This window comes from Vibrio profundi, from assembly GCF_005281835.1.
GTDB classification, from domain to species: Bacteria; Pseudomonadota; Gammaproteobacteria; order Enterobacterales; family Vibrionaceae; genus Vibrio; species Vibrio profundi.
Genome location: NZ_RZIS01000001.1, coordinates 561,533 through 577,060, shown reverse-complemented (window position 1 = coordinate 577,060; position 15,528 = coordinate 561,533). Strand labels below are relative to the sequence as shown.

The 15,528-nt window shown below is 43.3% G+C and carries 15 protein-coding genes; 8 read left to right on the top strand and 7 right to left on the bottom strand.

Annotated elements, in window-relative coordinates; all coding sequences use genetic code 11:
- Positions 1 to 150: 150 nt before the first annotated feature.
- From ELZ11_RS02700 to ELZ11_RS02690, 3 genes are all read right to left on the bottom strand, one after another.
- Complete coding sequence (locus tag ELZ11_RS02700; RefSeq protein ID WP_137355822.1) at positions 151 to 2,466, bottom strand: zinc/cadmium/mercury/lead-transporting ATPase; 2,316 nt, start codon at positions 2,464 to 2,466, stop codon at positions 151 to 153.
- Positions 2,467 to 2,593: 127 nt separating this feature from the next.
- On the bottom strand, positions 2,594 to 4,054 hold the full coding sequence (locus ELZ11_RS02695; RefSeq protein WP_137355821.1) for an MATE family efflux transporter: 1,461 nt from the start codon (positions 4,052 to 4,054) through the stop codon (positions 2,594 to 2,596).
- A 99-nt stretch (positions 4,055 to 4,153) separates the two neighbouring features.
- Positions 4,154 to 4,570, bottom strand: a complete 417-nt coding sequence (locus ELZ11_RS02690; protein ID WP_137355820.1) for a CBS domain-containing protein — start codon at positions 4,568 to 4,570, stop codon at positions 4,154 to 4,156.
- Between the two features lie 590 nt (positions 4,571 to 5,160).
- Here ELZ11_RS02690 and ELZ11_RS02685 point away from each other — a divergent pair.
- Positions 5,161 to 5,394, top strand: a complete 234-nt coding sequence (locus tag ELZ11_RS02685; RefSeq protein ID WP_137355819.1) for a hypothetical protein — start codon at positions 5,161 to 5,163, stop codon at positions 5,392 to 5,394.
- A 406-nt stretch (positions 5,395 to 5,800) separates the two neighbouring features.
- Complete coding sequence (locus tag ELZ11_RS02680) at positions 5,801 to 7,420, top strand: hypothetical protein (RefSeq protein ID WP_137355818.1); 1,620 nt, start codon at positions 5,801 to 5,803, stop codon at positions 7,418 to 7,420.
- 42 nt (positions 7,421 to 7,462) lie between these two features.
- On the opposite strand, the gene nrtS is transcribed toward ELZ11_RS02680, so the two are convergent.
- On the bottom strand, positions 7,463 to 7,678 hold the full coding sequence (gene nrtS, locus ELZ11_RS02675; protein WP_137355817.1) for a nitrate/nitrite transporter NrtS: 216 nt from the start codon (positions 7,676 to 7,678) through the stop codon (positions 7,463 to 7,465).
- 117 nt (positions 7,679 to 7,795) lie between these two features.
- Positions 7,796 to 8,755, bottom strand: a complete 960-nt coding sequence (locus ELZ11_RS02670) for a glycosyl transferase family protein (protein WP_137355816.1) — start codon at positions 8,753 to 8,755, stop codon at positions 7,796 to 7,798.
- Positions 8,756 to 9,016: 261 nt separating this feature from the next.
- Between ELZ11_RS02670 and ELZ11_RS02665 the strand changes: the two genes are divergently transcribed.
- Entirely contained in the window at positions 9,017 to 10,012 is a 996-nt protein-coding gene (locus tag ELZ11_RS02665) for a sensor domain-containing diguanylate cyclase (RefSeq protein WP_137355815.1), read from the top strand.
- Between the two features lie 53 nt (positions 10,013 to 10,065).
- Here the strand turns inward: ELZ11_RS02665 and ELZ11_RS02660 are convergent, their stop codons facing one another.
- Together ELZ11_RS02660 and ELZ11_RS02655 are read right to left on the bottom strand one after the other, a co-directional pair.
- Positions 10,066 to 10,416 (bottom strand): helix-turn-helix domain-containing protein, encoded by a 351-nt coding sequence (locus ELZ11_RS02660; RefSeq protein ID WP_137355814.1) that lies wholly within the window; start codon positions 10,414 to 10,416, stop codon positions 10,066 to 10,068.
- Between the two features lie 136 nt (positions 10,417 to 10,552).
- Positions 10,553 to 11,035 carry a GNAT family N-acetyltransferase gene (locus ELZ11_RS02655; RefSeq protein ID WP_137355813.1) on the bottom strand — a complete coding sequence of 161 codons (483 nt, stop codon included), beginning with the start codon at positions 11,033 to 11,035 and terminating at the stop codon, positions 10,553 to 10,555.
- A gap of 151 nt (positions 11,036 to 11,186) precedes the next feature.
- On the opposite strand from ELZ11_RS02655, the gene ELZ11_RS02650 reads away from it, so the two are divergent.
- From ELZ11_RS02650 to ELZ11_RS02630, 5 genes are all read left to right on the top strand, one after another.
- The gene (locus tag ELZ11_RS02650) at positions 11,187 to 11,798 is read left to right on the top strand and encodes a TetR/AcrR family transcriptional regulator (protein WP_137355812.1); all 612 of its coding nucleotides are present in this window, start codon (positions 11,187 to 11,189) and stop codon (positions 11,796 to 11,798) included.
- 105 nt (positions 11,799 to 11,903) lie between these two features.
- On the top strand, positions 11,904 to 12,260 hold the full coding sequence (locus tag ELZ11_RS02645; RefSeq protein ID WP_137355811.1) for a hypothetical protein: 357 nt from the start codon (positions 11,904 to 11,906) through the stop codon (positions 12,258 to 12,260).
- Positions 12,261 to 12,345: 85 nt separating this feature from the next.
- Entirely contained in the window at positions 12,346 to 12,945 is a 600-nt protein-coding gene (locus ELZ11_RS02640; RefSeq protein ID WP_137355810.1) for a thiol:disulfide interchange protein DsbA/DsbL, read from the top strand.
- A gap of 204 nt (positions 12,946 to 13,149) precedes the next feature.
- Positions 13,150 to 14,283, top strand: coding sequence for a BamA/TamA family outer membrane protein (locus ELZ11_RS02635; RefSeq protein ID WP_137355809.1), 1,134 nt, complete (start codon positions 13,150 to 13,152; stop codon positions 14,281 to 14,283).
- Between the two features lie 225 nt (positions 14,284 to 14,508).
- Positions 14,509 to 15,429, top strand: coding sequence for a DMT family transporter (locus ELZ11_RS02630; RefSeq protein WP_137355808.1), 921 nt, complete (start codon positions 14,509 to 14,511; stop codon positions 15,427 to 15,429).
- Positions 15,430 to 15,528: the final 99 nt, after the last annotated feature.

Genomic DNA, 15,528 nt, shown 5'->3' with positions numbered 1-15,528 from the left:
ACATTTCTGTTGCATATCAGTGAGACAAAAAACGCCTCAAGCAACCGTGCACTTGAAGCGTTTATTTGAATTACATCACACTATATTGATAAGCATTGTTTCAGTTACTCATTATTTCGAGAAACGGGTCACCTCAATATATTGCATAGGTTACTTGGTCGTTTTAGGTTTAAATTTCAAAAGCCTTAACGCGTTCAATGTCACTAATGCTGTTGCACCACTGTCAGCTAAAACCGCTACCCACAGTCCAGTAATACCGAATAGGCTCGTGACTAAGAACACTCCTTTCAGGCCAAGCGCCAAGGTTACGTTTTGGCGAATATTAGTCATCGTCGCGCGCGACAGTTCAATCATTGCTGGTAATTCGGTTAGACGGTTATGCGTCAATGCTGAGTCTGCGGTTTCCAACGCTACATCTGTACCGCCGCCCATAGCAATACCCACATTCGCGGTCTTCATAGCTGGCGCATCGTTAATACCATCACCAACCATGGCTACGTGAGACTGCTGAGACAATTCCTCGACATAAGTAACCTTATCGCTAGGCAGCAAACTCGCTTTGTATTGAATGCCAATCTTGCCGCTGATCGCCGCTGCACTACGTGGATTATCACCCGTTAACATAATCGCGCTAATACCTAGCTTAGATAGACTATCTACAGCTTGTTTGGCATCTTCACGCAAGGTGTCCTGCCAAGCAATTAGGCCAATAGCCTGCTGGCCCTGACACGCAACAACTACAGTTTTACCTTGCCCTTCAAGCGCAAGAATGGAGTCAGTAACTTGTGAAGCTAACTCAAACTCAATTTTTGATGGCGCTAATACTTGGTACTTCACCCCATCGACTAAGCCTTCAACGCCACTACCGATAAGCGCTTTTTTGTCTTGCGCTTCTGGGATCGCGACATTCATCATTTCGATCTTTTCAACCAAGGATTTAGCCAATGGGTGATTTGATCCGACTTCAATCGCACCGACTACACGTAGCATTTCATTGGTATCCCAACCAGATAACGGTTCAATGTCCGTGACTTGAGGTTTACCTTTGGTCAAAGTACCCGTTTTATCAAACGCGATAGTCTCGATTTTTCCAAGCTGCTCTAACGCCGCTCCACCTTTAATCAAGGCGCCTCGTCTCGCTGCTGCAGCAAGGCCGGAAGTAATGGCTGCTGGAGTAGAGATAACCAGTGCACAAGGGCAAGCAATAAGAAGTAACGCAAGTCCACGATATACCCAAGTTTCCCAAGGTTGAGCAAACAATAGCGGTGGAGTAATGATCACTAGTAGTGCAACCAACATCATTAACGGTGTGTACCAGCGACTGAACTTATCTAAGAAACGCTCCAATGGCGCTTTACGAGATTCAGCTTCTTCAATCAAATGCAGAATACGGTCGATCGCGTTCTCGCCTTGCTTTGAGGTGATCGTCAGTTGCACAACTTGATCAACCACCACGGCACCCGCCATCACGCCATTACCTTTTGTATGCTCAACCGGTACAGATTCACCTGTCAATGCACTCTCATCAAAAGTAGCCGACACAGAAATCAGTTGACCATCCGCAGGTAAACGTGAGCCTGGTGAAACTTCGATAACATCACCCGGTGCTAACTCGCTAGCAGAGCACTCTACACGCTCACCATCGACAATTTTAATTGCCGTTTCCGGCACCAACGCCATCAATGCTTGAACGCCGCTACGCGCTCTAGATGAAGCGAATGCTTCCAGCCTTTCGCCGATCAAGAACAAGAGTAATACCATCGCCGCTTCGATGGTTTCGCCTAAATACAAAGCACCTAGAGCGGCTACACTCATCAAGGTTTCAATGGCAAATGGAGTACCGGATTTCGCTAACTGAACGGCTTTTTTCGCAACTGGATATAAACCAAGTAAGCACGTTAGCGTAAATAAAATTTCACTGACTTCAGGGAAAGGAGATTTAATCAATGCTGCCACTAACATCGCTGATGAGATGGCAATGATTTGAAGATTGGAACGAATTACAGGGATCCAGCCAGTTGGCTGTGGAGCCTTAGCTTTTGATGTTGTTGAAGATAACGGGAAACCAGTTTTCTTCGCAACTTGCTCTATCGACTCGGAAAGTGCTTGGTCATTAAAGTTCACCACCAGTTTTTCGGTCGCAAACAGAACTTTAGCTTGAATCACGCCATCGATACTACGAATCGCATTTTCAATTTTTTTAGCACATGCAGGGCAGTCCATACCACTGACTTGCCAACTTTGGGTAAGCGTATCTGTCGAAAGTTCGGCTAAGCCGGGACTGTCTTCTTCCCCAACGTCAGCACTACTACAACAGCTATCCCCGCCAGAAGCGTCAGAAGAACTTCCACAACTGGTAGCGCCTGCTGCTTTAATGCTAGTGATTTTAGGACTTGAGCAGCTATCAGTGCTCGCTGGCTGCATGTTTGTTTTGTTTGAGCGGCACGCTGTATGTTTTGCACACATAAATTATCTCCTTGAAATTCTCATATTCGAATTTTCTGAATTGAGTGAGCTCGACTCTCACTACTACCGAATATGTAAAAAGTATAAACCTTGGAGGTAACTCCAAGGTCAAGAAGATAATTCAAATTTATGCTTTTTGATTAGGCGTTTCTTCATGCCCTTTTGGCACATCATCAATCAAAACCGCATCATGAGAACAAAATGGCTGGGTATTCAAGCTGGTCATTGATACATCTTCTTCTTCAAGTTCAACTTCGCTACCGGCCATAAGCTCGGCAATATGATGACGCAAAACCAAGACGCCCAGCACGCCGAAAATCACATTACCTAAAGCTTGCCCATAAATAACGCCTAGCGCACCAAACCATTGAGAACCAAAGTAAACAAATGGCAATGTACCCAAGGTCGCTTTACTTAGATTCAAAGCTGTCGAGTAAAGCGGTTTACCCAGGTTGTTAAAAGAAGTGTTAGCCACAAATAGCGCGCCATTGAAAATGAACGTAATGGCTACGTAAGTACAAAAGGCACCGACTAGTATCGCGGCGTCACCTTCCAAGCTGAAACCTAATACGATGTAATCTTGTAAGAAGTACAAAATAATACAGACGGCAATGGTGTAAATGGTCGTGACTAATAATGAATTGTTCAACGTTTCTTTTACGCGATCCATTCGCTCTGCACCGAAGTTTTGACCGATTATCGGCCCCACCGCTCCGGAAAGCGCAAAGATCACAGCAAAACACACTGGTGTTAAGCGACCGACTACCGCAAAGCCTGCTACAAAATCTTCACCATATTGCGCAATACCAGTCGTGACTATGGCGTTACCTATTGGTGTAGCGGCATTGGTAATAATCGCTGGCAATGCAATTTTTAAAATAGAACGAATATTATTCTGCCAAATGGACAGCGATGGTCTTGCCACCAGCTGGTGAATTCGAATCAAAGGATAGATAGAGAAAAATAGAACCGTGCATCGTGCAAGCACAGAGGCGAACGCCGCACCTTCTACATTCCAGCCGAAGCCAAAGATAAATAAAGGGTCGAGGATCGCATTAACAATTCCCCCTGATAACGTCGCCCACATTGAACGTTTAGCATCACCAGCCGCTCTTAAGCCGGCACCCGCAGCCATTGCTAGTGCCAGAATAGGACCACTTGGTAGCAGAATCTGCAAATACGCTTCTGCACGCTCTGCCGCTACTCCTTGAGCACCAATAGCTGCAAGTAACTCCGGTATGTGAATGAACATACCTGTGGTAACAATTGAGCTGATGACAAATGCAGTCATCATAATGCTACTACTTAATTGTTGGGCGGTAAGCTTTTGCTTTGCTCCAATGGCTTTTGAGACTAAAGCCCCCATTGCAATCGAAGTACCGATCGAAACAGAAGTTGAGAAGAACGTGAGCGTTCCTGCAAACCCAACGGCTGCCGCTAGTTCCACTTGCCCAAGCATACTGATGAACAGCATATCCAGTAGGTCGACCACAAACAGTGCCATCAAGCCTACAGAGCCAGCGCCCGACATCACGAGTATATGACGCATTGTTGAACCTTCAACAAACTTTGCGGTTGGTGCTGTCATCTTTATCTCCAAAACTCTTAAGGGGTAAAACAACAAAAGGCGCTGATGCGCCTTTTAAGTTTACTGTTGAAAATAACTATAACAATTAGTTACAAAATTTTATACAGGGTGTTTGAAGCAATCATCGAGGTTTTTACCGATCGCTTTCAGTACATCAGTTCGTGTAATAATGCCGACTAACTTCTTGTTATCAATAACAGGATAAGCTTTTGGCTTACCGACTTTCATCATGTCTGCCAGTTCAATAATCGACAACTCTGGGCTTACCGCGAGTACATCCGGGTGCATACAATCGCCTACTACATGGGTGTCTTGACAGAAGTAACTCACCTTGACAAGTTTATCGAGCAAATCCTGCTCTGATAAAAACCCGATGACTTCTTCTTGATCGTTAATCACAGGGCCGCCCATATGATGGCTTTTCATCACTCTATCCAGAGCCGCACTCAATGGCATATCCACGGTAAATGTTACTGCGTGATGTGTCATATAATCTTTAACTTTGAGTGATTCCATAACATTCTCCCTAAACTTTTGAACTACTGCGAAATCTTGGTTATGCCTATAAGTTAATTGTTGTCTAAAATCTTGATTTTACTAAATGGATTTCAACAATTTTATTGATAGGTAAAACCTTAAATAGAGTGAAAGCTAGGTAGAGAAAGGCTTGGCACTTAGATATTTTTCTACTTTTGCGCCAAAATAATTTGGCTTTAGAACGTAAACGCTTTCTTTCCATTTCTCATTTTGAGATTTCGCTCCATGTATATTGAAAACCAAGCATTTTCAATGCCATTAATCTTGCCTTACATCGTATTACAAAACTGGTGTACTCATCTCAGAATCAAAGCAAAGCTCTCCACTATTTAGGAAGTTCTTAAAATTCAATCAAATACAAACAAAACCAACCTCTCAAAAACACAATTATCATTACATAGGCCTTACAAAATAATCCGCCGTAGGCTCTGGGCTGGATGTGGCTCATGCACTAAGTATTATCCACATAGCTTGCAATTCGAGGAACCATTCACAAGGTCAATTGGGGAATAATATTGCAGGCGCTAACTCGCTTAGACTTTTTGAACACGATAGAGAAATTAAGATTAATGAACGATAACCTTGAAATGTACGCTTTTATTTTCATTGCTGAAGACGGTAAAGAAAATGTGATCACAGCCAAAATAAACAACAAAGTACAACCGTTGATCGCTCATTGTGTAGCGGACATAGAAGCCATGTCGAGTTTGGCCATCGATCTCGCAGCGCAGAACAATGTGAAAGTAAAGTTGGCGAAATATCAAAAAATTCAGGACATTGATTTTGGTTACTTCCTAAAATAACCCTAACTTTGCACCCTCCTTGTTTAACCAGTCGCTGGGAGCGATGAACGTTTCCAGCAACAGACAGTCCACGCATAACCATGCCCTTATTGCTGCACACCCCTTACCCGAGCTTACAAAACACACCTCTGAGTTCGAATACGAATTAAACCGATTGATTACCATTCAAAAACAGCACCTTAGCAGTACCTTTGTAAGTAAATACCGCTCCCCCTTCTTACAAACGCACTTACATTCAAGTTCCCCAACATTCGACTCATAGACTCAAAAACACAAACAAGTACCATCCCATTGATTTGGTGAATACAGATAGTCATAGATCGAAATTACCTAAGTGCTATCGAGTCCTCTCCTATCACCTTTAACCCATCACAGATGAAATAAACCATTTTACTGAGTAGCAGACATGATTCGAGTTTTAACATGGGTAATCCCAACCCTAGCGCTTGCTTTAGCGGGCTGTGGAAGTGAGTCAACGAACACGACTTCAACGGGAGCGAGTTCAGGCAGCACCAATTCAACCAATAAGGTAAACAACTACGCACAAGGCCAAAACCTAGAGTTTGATGGCGAAGTGTCGAATCAATTCCCGGCGGAATTTCAGTCAGCAAAAAATGTCGGCTTTGAACACTACCTAGAGCTAACCATCACGGATAACCAGAGTGCACGTTCAAGCATTAATGCCTCCCAAAATAGCAAAATTCGAATCATTGCAACCGATGACAATGCGAATGGAGAAAAGATACTAAGAGCCGCTAATATTCTGGGACACTTGTTAACGAATAACACAGGTTCTAAATACGGCGCAGACAAATCATCCATCGCGACCACCTTAGCTAGCCGCGAAGCAACGCTAATGCTCACAAAAAACGAAGATGAAAATTCTGCCTTACTATTAGGTCTGTTCGCCGATAACGCTATAAAACTCGGAGTGTTACGAGATTTAGTAGATAACGCCAACCTACAAGACCCAGCCTCTATTGATACCAGTGAACTCATTGCATTTCGCGACGATTTCCTAAACCTTGAAGAAGAAGATCAAGAGAAAATCATTGAAGCCTTTTTCACCCAATTACCTAACGTTGCTGGTTTTCCTAAATGGATTCTTAATAGCCAAGGTTTGTATTATCGCGAACTCGCGGTTGTTGGTGATTGTCACTACATGACCAATTTCGACATCCCAAACTCGTGCGTTTCGTTAGGAACTAATAGTGATGGTCACGAGGCCGATCGTGATGCCGCGTTCGAAGAAATCCTTCATTTAGTACAAGCTCAAGGCATTGCCCCGAACGATTCCACTAAACCCTATCAAGAGCTCGTGCGTGCCGAGGCTCTGCGCCAATATACCGACATGACCAATGGTGGTTCTGTGGCGTGGAACCCAACTCAAAGCAGTTGGCAAGATTGGGAAAACGATGATGTGAACCCAGAGATCGGGCAAAGCTATTCCCATGAATACTTAGCCTCAGTATTTGAAGCTTACATGGGCATGTGGCAGCACCAGAATACAGGGCTAGACGGTTACAAACTGACAAGTCGTGACAAGATGGTAACTGGTGATAATGGGATTAATGACGATAGTGGGCTCGATTTCATCACAGGTATGTTCCATGACATGATGCAAACAACGGTCAGAATCGATTCCAATGGTGTTGCTGATTACCATACTCAGCAAGGCAATCTAGAGTCTCGTTTTGTAATGAACGCCTACCAAGTTGCTCCACCAGTTGATGCCTACACCTTTAAATCTCAATACTATCTAAACGCGAAAATTATCGGCGACAAGCCAATGAGTTTAATCGCTAATAATGAAGACAATATCCTAGAAGGAAATAATCAACCCAATTTGATCAATGGGTTAGACGGCACCGATACCTACATCATCAATAATGAGAAATCGGAATGTACGATAACGGCATCACCGCTATTCGTCGTCGTAAGCTGCCCGAATACCAACGATGACATCTTACATAACATGGAGAAGATTAAGTTTACGGATCAAGAAGTCTTAATTTCTTCGTTATAAAGGCCTATTACACCTAGCAGTGAGCTTCCCTAAAGAGAGTGACTACCGTGACTCTCTTTGGTTTCGCTTAACATCGCGCAACGTTATATAACTGCTTACCAAAGACACCACGAACGGAACACAGAATGTAAGAGCTGCTTTTAGCCACTCGATGGTATCGCCACCAAATATCGCTTCATATTGATTAATCACATTAAGTAAAGAACCAACAATCACCGCAATAACGGCGGCTCTTTTCACCAAAGTTTTATTCATCATTATTACGAGTACCCAGAAAGCTAATTATTGATTATGGACGCAAATGCTCCGACACGTCCTACTAATATTCCACGCCAATAAAAAAGGCCAGCAACTGCTGGCCTTCAAAGTAACCGACTAATGAGCAGAACAATACTCTTGCCAATAGGTATACGCTCGTTGATAAGCTTGGTCTTTGTCGTGAGTTTCAGTAAACAAAATAGCGGTCATGGTATCCACCACGCTATTAGCCATTAGTTCATTCTCATCTTCTGGTGTCCCCAAAATACAAGTTTCTGGCAGAGGTAAATCGCTATTCATTGTTCCTTCCCAATAGAAAGACTCCACTTTGTCTGGCGTGCTCATCCAAACAGTTTGGCTTACTTTAGGATTGTATTCAGATTCTCCAGATTGCCCTTTAAATGAAATAACCGAATGGGATTTTTCGCCGATCACATGCTCAACTTCAGCATGAAGCTGAGGAAAACCTGGGTGGAAACTGCCACGTAAACCTAAACGTCCTCCCCCAGGGTTCAACGCGCGCACAACCGTATTAATCGGTGTTCTTAAGCCATAACGCGCTTTCCAGCCAATCATGGTTTTTGCTTCAGGGGCAAAATTAGCTAGAGGCAGATAAGCAATGCCATCTGTTTCCATAATATGCTTAGCATGCTCGGCGTTATCGGCGCGACGCACTCCAACTTGCTCTAAGTAGCTTTCTACATGCTCTCGGCCGCTCGGCTTATCCATGTAGCCGTGCATCAGGATTTTGTAACCTTTATCCGCCAAAATCCTAGCCGCTAACAAGTTCCATGGCTTACCGCTGCTTTTGTCGTTACGCTTACCTGCATAGCATGGCCAATCGATGTCGGCACCAAGATCTGGAACTCGAGATTGAAACGCTTTAACGAAACCTGCGATTTCTTCATTGGTTTCGTTCTGGACTCGAATAAGCATCAGTAGCATTGCCATTTGGTCATCGCCCACTTGCCCATCCAAATATTCATCCATGATTTGATTAGCTTGATCAAATGTGAGCGGCTTACGGCCACGCTCACCACGACCCACTGTGCGAATACAATCTAAAATACTACTCATTAACGATTACTCTCTTCCTAGTTGGCATTTCTATGAACCGCAGAAAACAGTAGGTTAGCGAATTCCTTCGCTACTTCCATTCTCTGCCATGCCTATCTGTAATTTGGTTTACAAACACTATGCATTTAGCCAATTTCCAAAGCAAATAAATATCACTCGCTCGCCAAGATTAGGCCATTACACCACCCATTTTATGCTGAACGGCCATATATGCGCTATATCTATAAGTAATGATAAATAAGTCAATTACAGGTTTGAATTTTGGATTCTATCTTTTTCAAAGCGATAACTAAGCATCCAGAAATCATCTCTACGGTTTTTGAGTCTCTGCCTGAGCCGACTTTTTTGATCAATGACCAAGGCTATTATGTGGAAGCGTGGGGTGGCACTGACACCAAGCGGCACCACAACCCTGTTTCACTTGTTGGCCAACACATCACCCAAATACTTCCTCCTGATAAAGCGGTTTGGTTTGAAAAAATCATTCAAGAAGTACTGGTTAGCCATCAACCTTGTGAATTGGAATACGAACTCGACCCCGATGACATGTCGTGCTTTAAAGATATCCAAGGCCCAAAAGAAATTCAGTATTTCAGCGCCTTTGTAATACCGCTTGCTGGCTATAAACACGTACTTTGGACAGTAAGGAATATTACCGAATATAAGCTTGCACAGCTTGCGCTCGCCGACCAACAAAAGAGGCTAGAGAAACTCAGTACCATCGACCACTTGACTCAAACGTACAATCGCTTTGCTCTTGAGAAACGGTTACCTCACGTATTACGTAAAGCTCAGGAAAAGAAACATAGCGCCTGCTTGTTTATGATTGATATCGACTGCTTCAAGAACCTCAATGACCACTATGGACACCTGATGGGAGATGAGGCGCTAAAGCAAGTTTCGCAAGCTATATTGGATTGGTGCTGTTTAGAAGGGCTCTGTTTTCGATTTGGCGGAGATGAATTTCTCGTCTACAGAGCAGAATTAACGCGAGAGGAATGTATCAGTGAAGCACTCAAGCTTACGGATGCCATTAAAGAATTAAATATCCCCAATGTAAGCTCAACAGTGGGTGATCGGCTATCGATCACCATAGGGATCGAGCATAACCAAGTGATCCCTGAGAACATGTGTATTGAGCAATTTATAGCGCTGGCGGATCAAGCGTTGTTCCACGCTAAAAAGCTGGAGCGAGGCACGGTGCATATTCTAGATCCGCGCCCAAACCAAAGTCCGACAATCAAAGCCACCCAGTAACCCACCGATAGTTTCGAAATATCGGTTACGGCCGGCCGTATTCAAACAACGAGCTAAGCTTGCAAAGCATGCACGTATTCGATGATCACTTGATTGCCTTCAATGTAAACATGTTGAATCTCACCGTCGACCGCAACGCGATTTCTCAAATACACGACTTGTGGGGCGCCAGAAGCATTTCTCATCAAAGACGGTAAATAATGCGCGGCTTCAATTCTCATTAACCGAGAGAACTCTGCGACAAACCCCATAGTTAGTGGTGCATCTCCTCTGATCAAATCCGAAAATTCCACTTGAGTCATGCCCATTTTTTTGGCCATTTCCATTTGAGTCATGTGCATTTTGGCTTTTTGGGACATCCATATTTCGTAAAGTGCTTCACGATCCAGATCGGTGAATTCCATAATCTTATCCTCTAATTTACTTGCCGATATTGTCGGATAAGCGCCAATAGCCAGATGTCAGACATACGTGATTTTTATGTCGGCTTGCGGAAAACTATTCAGCTCGATAATCAATCGTCAATACATTTCTACCTACTCATTTATCGGAAACGTCAGAAAGTAACTTCTCCATGACAAAGTTGTTCAGCTTCTGGCCTCTGATTTCGATCGTCTGCTCATTCACAACACGAAAGCCACTGTGCTCGTAAAATGGCCTAGCGGTAATGCTGACCTCTGAGTACAGTCGCGAGATACTGCGCTGCTTAGCTTGTTCATGAATGTGAGCCATCAAAGCCCTTGCGACTCCTTTACCTTGGTATAAGTGGTGACAGAAAAAGTGGTCGATCATGCCATCTGGCTGTAAATCCGCATATCCTGCAATCACCCCATCTATCTCGGCAATAAACGGTTTAATGCGATCAGTACGAGATTTCCAAAGCTCTGGGGTAATAAAATCCGGTGCCCAAGCCTTAACCTGCTTACTTGTGTAATCACCGAGATTGATGTTTCTTACTGTATGGAAAAATACTTCCCATAGATGCGGCGCATCACTTGCTTGGTATGAACGAATCGTAATCACATGATCTCCTTATCTTTATCATTTCGCTTAGTAAGTTAGCCACCTAACTATGTTGAGTGAGATTAGTTACCCTGAATACCATCCAAAGATGGTCATAAGTAAACTCATTGGTGTAAAATACCTTTAAATCGTTTTACTTCCGAGCCACTCCATGACAGTTAAAAAGACACTAAGCCAAAAAAAGCGTGAAGCCATCATCGAAGCTGCAATTGCGGAATTCAAAGACAATGGCTTTCAAGCAACCAGTATGGATAAAATTTCCACACGAGCCTCAGTGTCTAAACGTACTGTTTACAATCACTTCGAAAGTAAAGACGCGCTTTTCAATAGCATACTAACCGAACTATGGAAGAAAGGGCTCGCTGCGACCGAATATGCGTTCAATGCAGAATTGCCGCTAGAAGAGCAACTTACAGAAATCGCCTTTCAAGAGCTTAAGTTGCTTAGTTCTGAAGGCTTTCTAAGCCTTTCAAGAGTATTACTTGCTGAGTATTTCAACAACGAGCAACTTGCCCAGCAGGCGATGGAAAAGTTTGCTCAAGCTGAGAGTGGCCTCAACCGCTGGATCAAAGCGGCCATCGAGGCAAACAAACTTAAGCAGGTGTGCCCTGATTTCACCGCGATGCAGTTTATCTCTCTAATCAAAGCGTTCGCATTTTGGCCACAAGTAATGGGCCACGCTCCTTTTCCTAACAAAGAGGAGCAAAACAAAATCGTTGAGTCAGCAGTGGAAATGTTCTTAAACCAATATAAAGCCAACTAACGAGGGGTGCCTTGTCGACGGCTTCAAACTTTTTCAGTTTCACCCAAGGGAAAAGCCATTGTTTTGTTGTATGATACGAACTCTTCAAATTTGATGTAATGCGCAATGCCTAAATTGATAAGTACAATTTGGATTACAGCTTTCACCTTGTTCGCGATGCTCGGAACAAGCTTTATGGTGAGTGCTGAAGCAAACAGTAAGGCGCAACAAAAGATCATTCAATCGCAGTCTTCTGCTCAACATGCTGATTTATCCCTTCATCAAAATTGCCCTGAACAAGAATCTGAGCAAGTAAAGGTAGAGCCCCATTGTTCTGGCTCAGTCTGCCTACTTAAAATGGCTTCGGTTCGTTCCATCATCAATCCAATCGAACAGCCGCAATCATTAGCGCTCATCCAAACCGATACCATTTCTAAACCCATTATTCGGGCTCAGCTCCTATACCGTCCTCCTATTTCATAATCTTCAAACATTTATCACTGCACATAAGCGTTGGCTACCTAGCTAAACGCGCATTTATACATTTTGAAAATATGGAATAACACACATGAAAAAGCTATTTACTCTTTTTAGCGCGCTAATTTTAAGCGTTGCCGCTCAGGCTGCGCAGTTCGAAGAAGGCACTCACTACAAGGTTCTTGAAGTTGAAAAAGCGAAGAAGCCAACGGTTACTGAGTTCTTCTCATTTTACTGCCCACACTGCTTTAAGTTTGAAGCCGTTGTTGAAAATCTGAAACCATCGCTACCAGACAACGCTAGCTTTGAAAAAGTACACGTTGCCTTCATGGGGAACGATATGGCAGTACCAATGGCAAAATCTTACGCGACGATGATTGCTTTAGATGTAGAAGAGAAAATGATCCCTACTATGTTTAATCAAATCCACCAGCTACGCCAAACGCCAAAAGATGAAGCGGCGCTTCGCCAACTCTTTCTCGATAATGGCGTAGAAGCAAAGAAATTTGATGCGGCATACAACAGCTTTGCGGTGAACTCAATGCAGAAGCGTTTTGATAAGCAATTCGAAGCAAGCACGTTAACTGGCGTACCAGGGGTATTAGTTAACAATAAATACATTGTGAAACCAGATAACATTAAGAGCTACGAGGAATACAACCAGTTAGTGAATTACTTACTGACACTGTAAACCAGCTACTAATACGAACTCTAAGCCCTATTTACATAGGGCTTTTTTGTATGTGAAGGGTTTCGAGAACAGTCCAACGCCTTCAAACATTTAGCCTATCGATATAAATGTAATCAGACCATCAAAGTGTGATATACCCGTCATTAAATCTGTCCTATAATCCGGATAAATGGAATAGCACTCATCACAAACGGATATCACTTGATGAACACACTCTCTTTTGTCGGCGTATGCTTGCTGATGTTCATCCCTTTTGCCTCATTAGCATTCGATGTTGAAGCCAAAAAGAAATCTGAAGAAGATAAGCAAAGCCAATGGCGAGTGATTGCAATCCCTTTTTATGACCCAAGTGTTGACGCTGGCTTATCCATTGTCCCGATTTACAGCTTCTACGCCGATGACACGAGCGATACCTCATCGACTCTTTCCGCTACCCTGACCTACACCCGAAACGACAGCTACTACTTCAAGGGCAACACCGACCTTTTACTTAACGGGGACTCTATTCGGTTTGTCAGTGAGTTCGGTTATTCCTACACGAACTTCGAACTGCTTAACACGATAGACACCATTCAAGAAGACATTACCTTTGATGGCAGTAGCTATTTTAAGATCCATGACAATATGTTCTTAGGGCTTGGCTTGAACTACAGCTCCAGCCGTTTTAATGCCGAAAAGCGTATCGACAAAGCCTTACTTCGAATACTTGGTTTCAACAACGAATATGAATCTGATACTGGCGCCAAGCTGTCCTTCTTGTGGGATGCACGAGAGCACTATTACTACCCTTACCATGGCTTTTTATTTGAACTGTCTTATGAAGATCACGCTAGCTGGTTAGGCAACGACGCTGACGCGGCCTATTCTTCACTGTTTTCTGACTACCGTCTGTTTCACAGCATTAGCCAAGATGATAATCACATCCTTGCCAGCAAGTGGGTTGCTCGCTATTTGCTAGATGCGGAAAACGCCCCAAGTAGTGCCTACACCACATATGGTCGTCAAGGGCGTGATGTACAAAGAGGATTTGTTGTTGGAGATTATGTCGCTTCACACATGACTAACCTTGAACTTGAGTACCGCTATTCCATCAAAGATACGTCGAGCCAGATATTGAACAACCTATCAATTGTCACGCTAGCTGGGGTGGGGAAAGTATTTGGCAAGCAAATTGTCGGCCCAGATAAAAGTTTTTCTGAAAGTGACACTCTATCCATGGTAGGGCTGGGGCTGCGATACCGCCTCATGCGCCAGGAGAGAATCAACGTACGAATGGACATTACTTACAATAACGAGAATGAAGTATTGGCCTACTTTAGTTTAGGGGAAAACATATAGATTACGCTGTTCACTTTAAACCACAAACAGAACAAGGTCTTTACAAGATCGCAAAAAAGAAGAAAATAATTCCACAAAATAATAAACACAAAGTAAATTTTCCCACAAAACACCGTATTAACAAATAACAAAGAAAACATTTTCTCCGATAGCTTACTTATACTGTGGCACATTATTTCGGCTCACTAAGCCTCTGAATTACAATAATTAATAATGAGTAGTCACATGAATGCAAAGTCTCTAACTTTCTTGCTGTTTGTATCGGTTTGCCTAATTTGGGGCACCACTTGGTTTGCTATGGAAGTAGCGCTTCATTCTATCCCGCCCATTTTTGCTACCGCATTACGCTTTTTCCTAGCTGCTCCGCTACTCGTTGTTTTAGCAAAAGCTTTTAAACAACCGCTGCTGTTCCCAAGAGGTAAACGACACTGGATTTTCATCGTCGCATTAATGTATTTCGCGATACCGTTTACGTTGATGATTTATGGCGAGCAGTACATCTCTTCTGGATTAGCATCAATCATTTTCGCTAACATGCCAGTAGCCGTTATGTTGATGTCAGGGTTATTCCTTGGACTAAGACTCGCTAAGCACCAGATCTTCGGCCTTATCGCAGCGGTGATCAGCTTATGCCTAATTCTTGGTAATGAAATGCAAATGGGTGGCGAAGATTACCTTGTCGGTACTGTAGCGCTTGGTCTAGCTGTAGCCATTCATGCTGTAATGTATGTGTTAGTACAAAAGCACTGCAAAGATATTCAGGTACTGACCTACAATGCCGTTCCATGTTTCATCGCATCTTTGTTTCTGTTTGCCGTTTCAGCATTTGGCGAGAACGTAAATATCCACGCATTTACATGGGACTCAATCTCTGCGGTGGTTTATCTAGGTTTAGTGGCTAGCGTGGGCGGCATTGTTGCTTACTTTAAATTGGGGCAAGTTTCCACACCGTTCCAAGCATCTATCTGTTTTTTAATTTTCCCGGTGGTGGCGCTCGCGATTTCGGCATTTATTAACAACGAAATGTTATCGCAACAGTCTTTAGTTCTGATGCTACCCCTGTTGGGCGGTATCCTACTTACCAAGACTCCAAAAAGCTTTTTCAAACTTCGCGCGACATTACCAACAGTAAAAGCAAACGACTAAATAAAAAATGCTCGTTACGGTTTCGTGCCATAGCGAGCTTTTTCTTTTGATAATTTTATAAACTCCAATCCAATCACAGTATGTAGGCGTCAGGTCTAT

What these genes read in the sequence shown, in the direction of transcription:
- ELZ11_RS02700 (WP_137355822.1), bottom strand. Translation starts at nt 2,466, where the DNA reads ATGTGTGCAAAACATACAGCGTGCCGCTCAAACAAAACAAACATGCAG.
- ELZ11_RS02695 (WP_137355821.1), bottom strand. Translation starts at nt 4,054, where the DNA reads ATGACAGCACCAACCGCAAAGTTTGTTGAAGGTTCAACAATGCGTCAT.
- ELZ11_RS02690 (WP_137355820.1), bottom strand. Translation starts at nt 4,570, where the DNA reads ATGGAATCACTCAAAGTTAAAGATTATATGACACATCACGCAGTAACA.
- ELZ11_RS02685 (WP_137355819.1), top strand. Translation starts at nt 5,161, where the DNA reads ATGAACGATAACCTTGAAATGTACGCTTTTATTTTCATTGCTGAAGAC.
- ELZ11_RS02680 (WP_137355818.1), top strand. Translation starts at nt 5,801, where the DNA reads ATGATTCGAGTTTTAACATGGGTAATCCCAACCCTAGCGCTTGCTTTA.
- nrtS (WP_137355817.1), bottom strand. Translation starts at nt 7,678, where the DNA reads ATGATGAATAAAACTTTGGTGAAAAGAGCCGCCGTTATTGCGGTGATT.
- ELZ11_RS02670 (WP_137355816.1), bottom strand. Translation starts at nt 8,755, where the DNA reads ATGAGTAGTATTTTAGATTGTATTCGCACAGTGGGTCGTGGTGAGCGT.
- ELZ11_RS02660 (WP_137355814.1), bottom strand. Translation starts at nt 10,416, where the DNA reads ATGGAATTCACCGATCTGGATCGTGAAGCACTTTACGAAATATGGATG.
- ELZ11_RS02650 (WP_137355812.1), top strand. Translation starts at nt 11,187, where the DNA reads ATGACAGTTAAAAAGACACTAAGCCAAAAAAAGCGTGAAGCCATCATC.
- ELZ11_RS02645 (WP_137355811.1), top strand. Translation starts at nt 11,904, where the DNA reads ATGCCTAAATTGATAAGTACAATTTGGATTACAGCTTTCACCTTGTTC.
- ELZ11_RS02640 (WP_137355810.1), top strand. Translation starts at nt 12,346, where the DNA reads ATGAAAAAGCTATTTACTCTTTTTAGCGCGCTAATTTTAAGCGTTGCC.
- ELZ11_RS02635 (WP_137355809.1), top strand. Translation starts at nt 13,150, where the DNA reads ATGAACACACTCTCTTTTGTCGGCGTATGCTTGCTGATGTTCATCCCT.
- ELZ11_RS02630 (WP_137355808.1), top strand. Translation starts at nt 14,509, where the DNA reads ATGAATGCAAAGTCTCTAACTTTCTTGCTGTTTGTATCGGTTTGCCTA.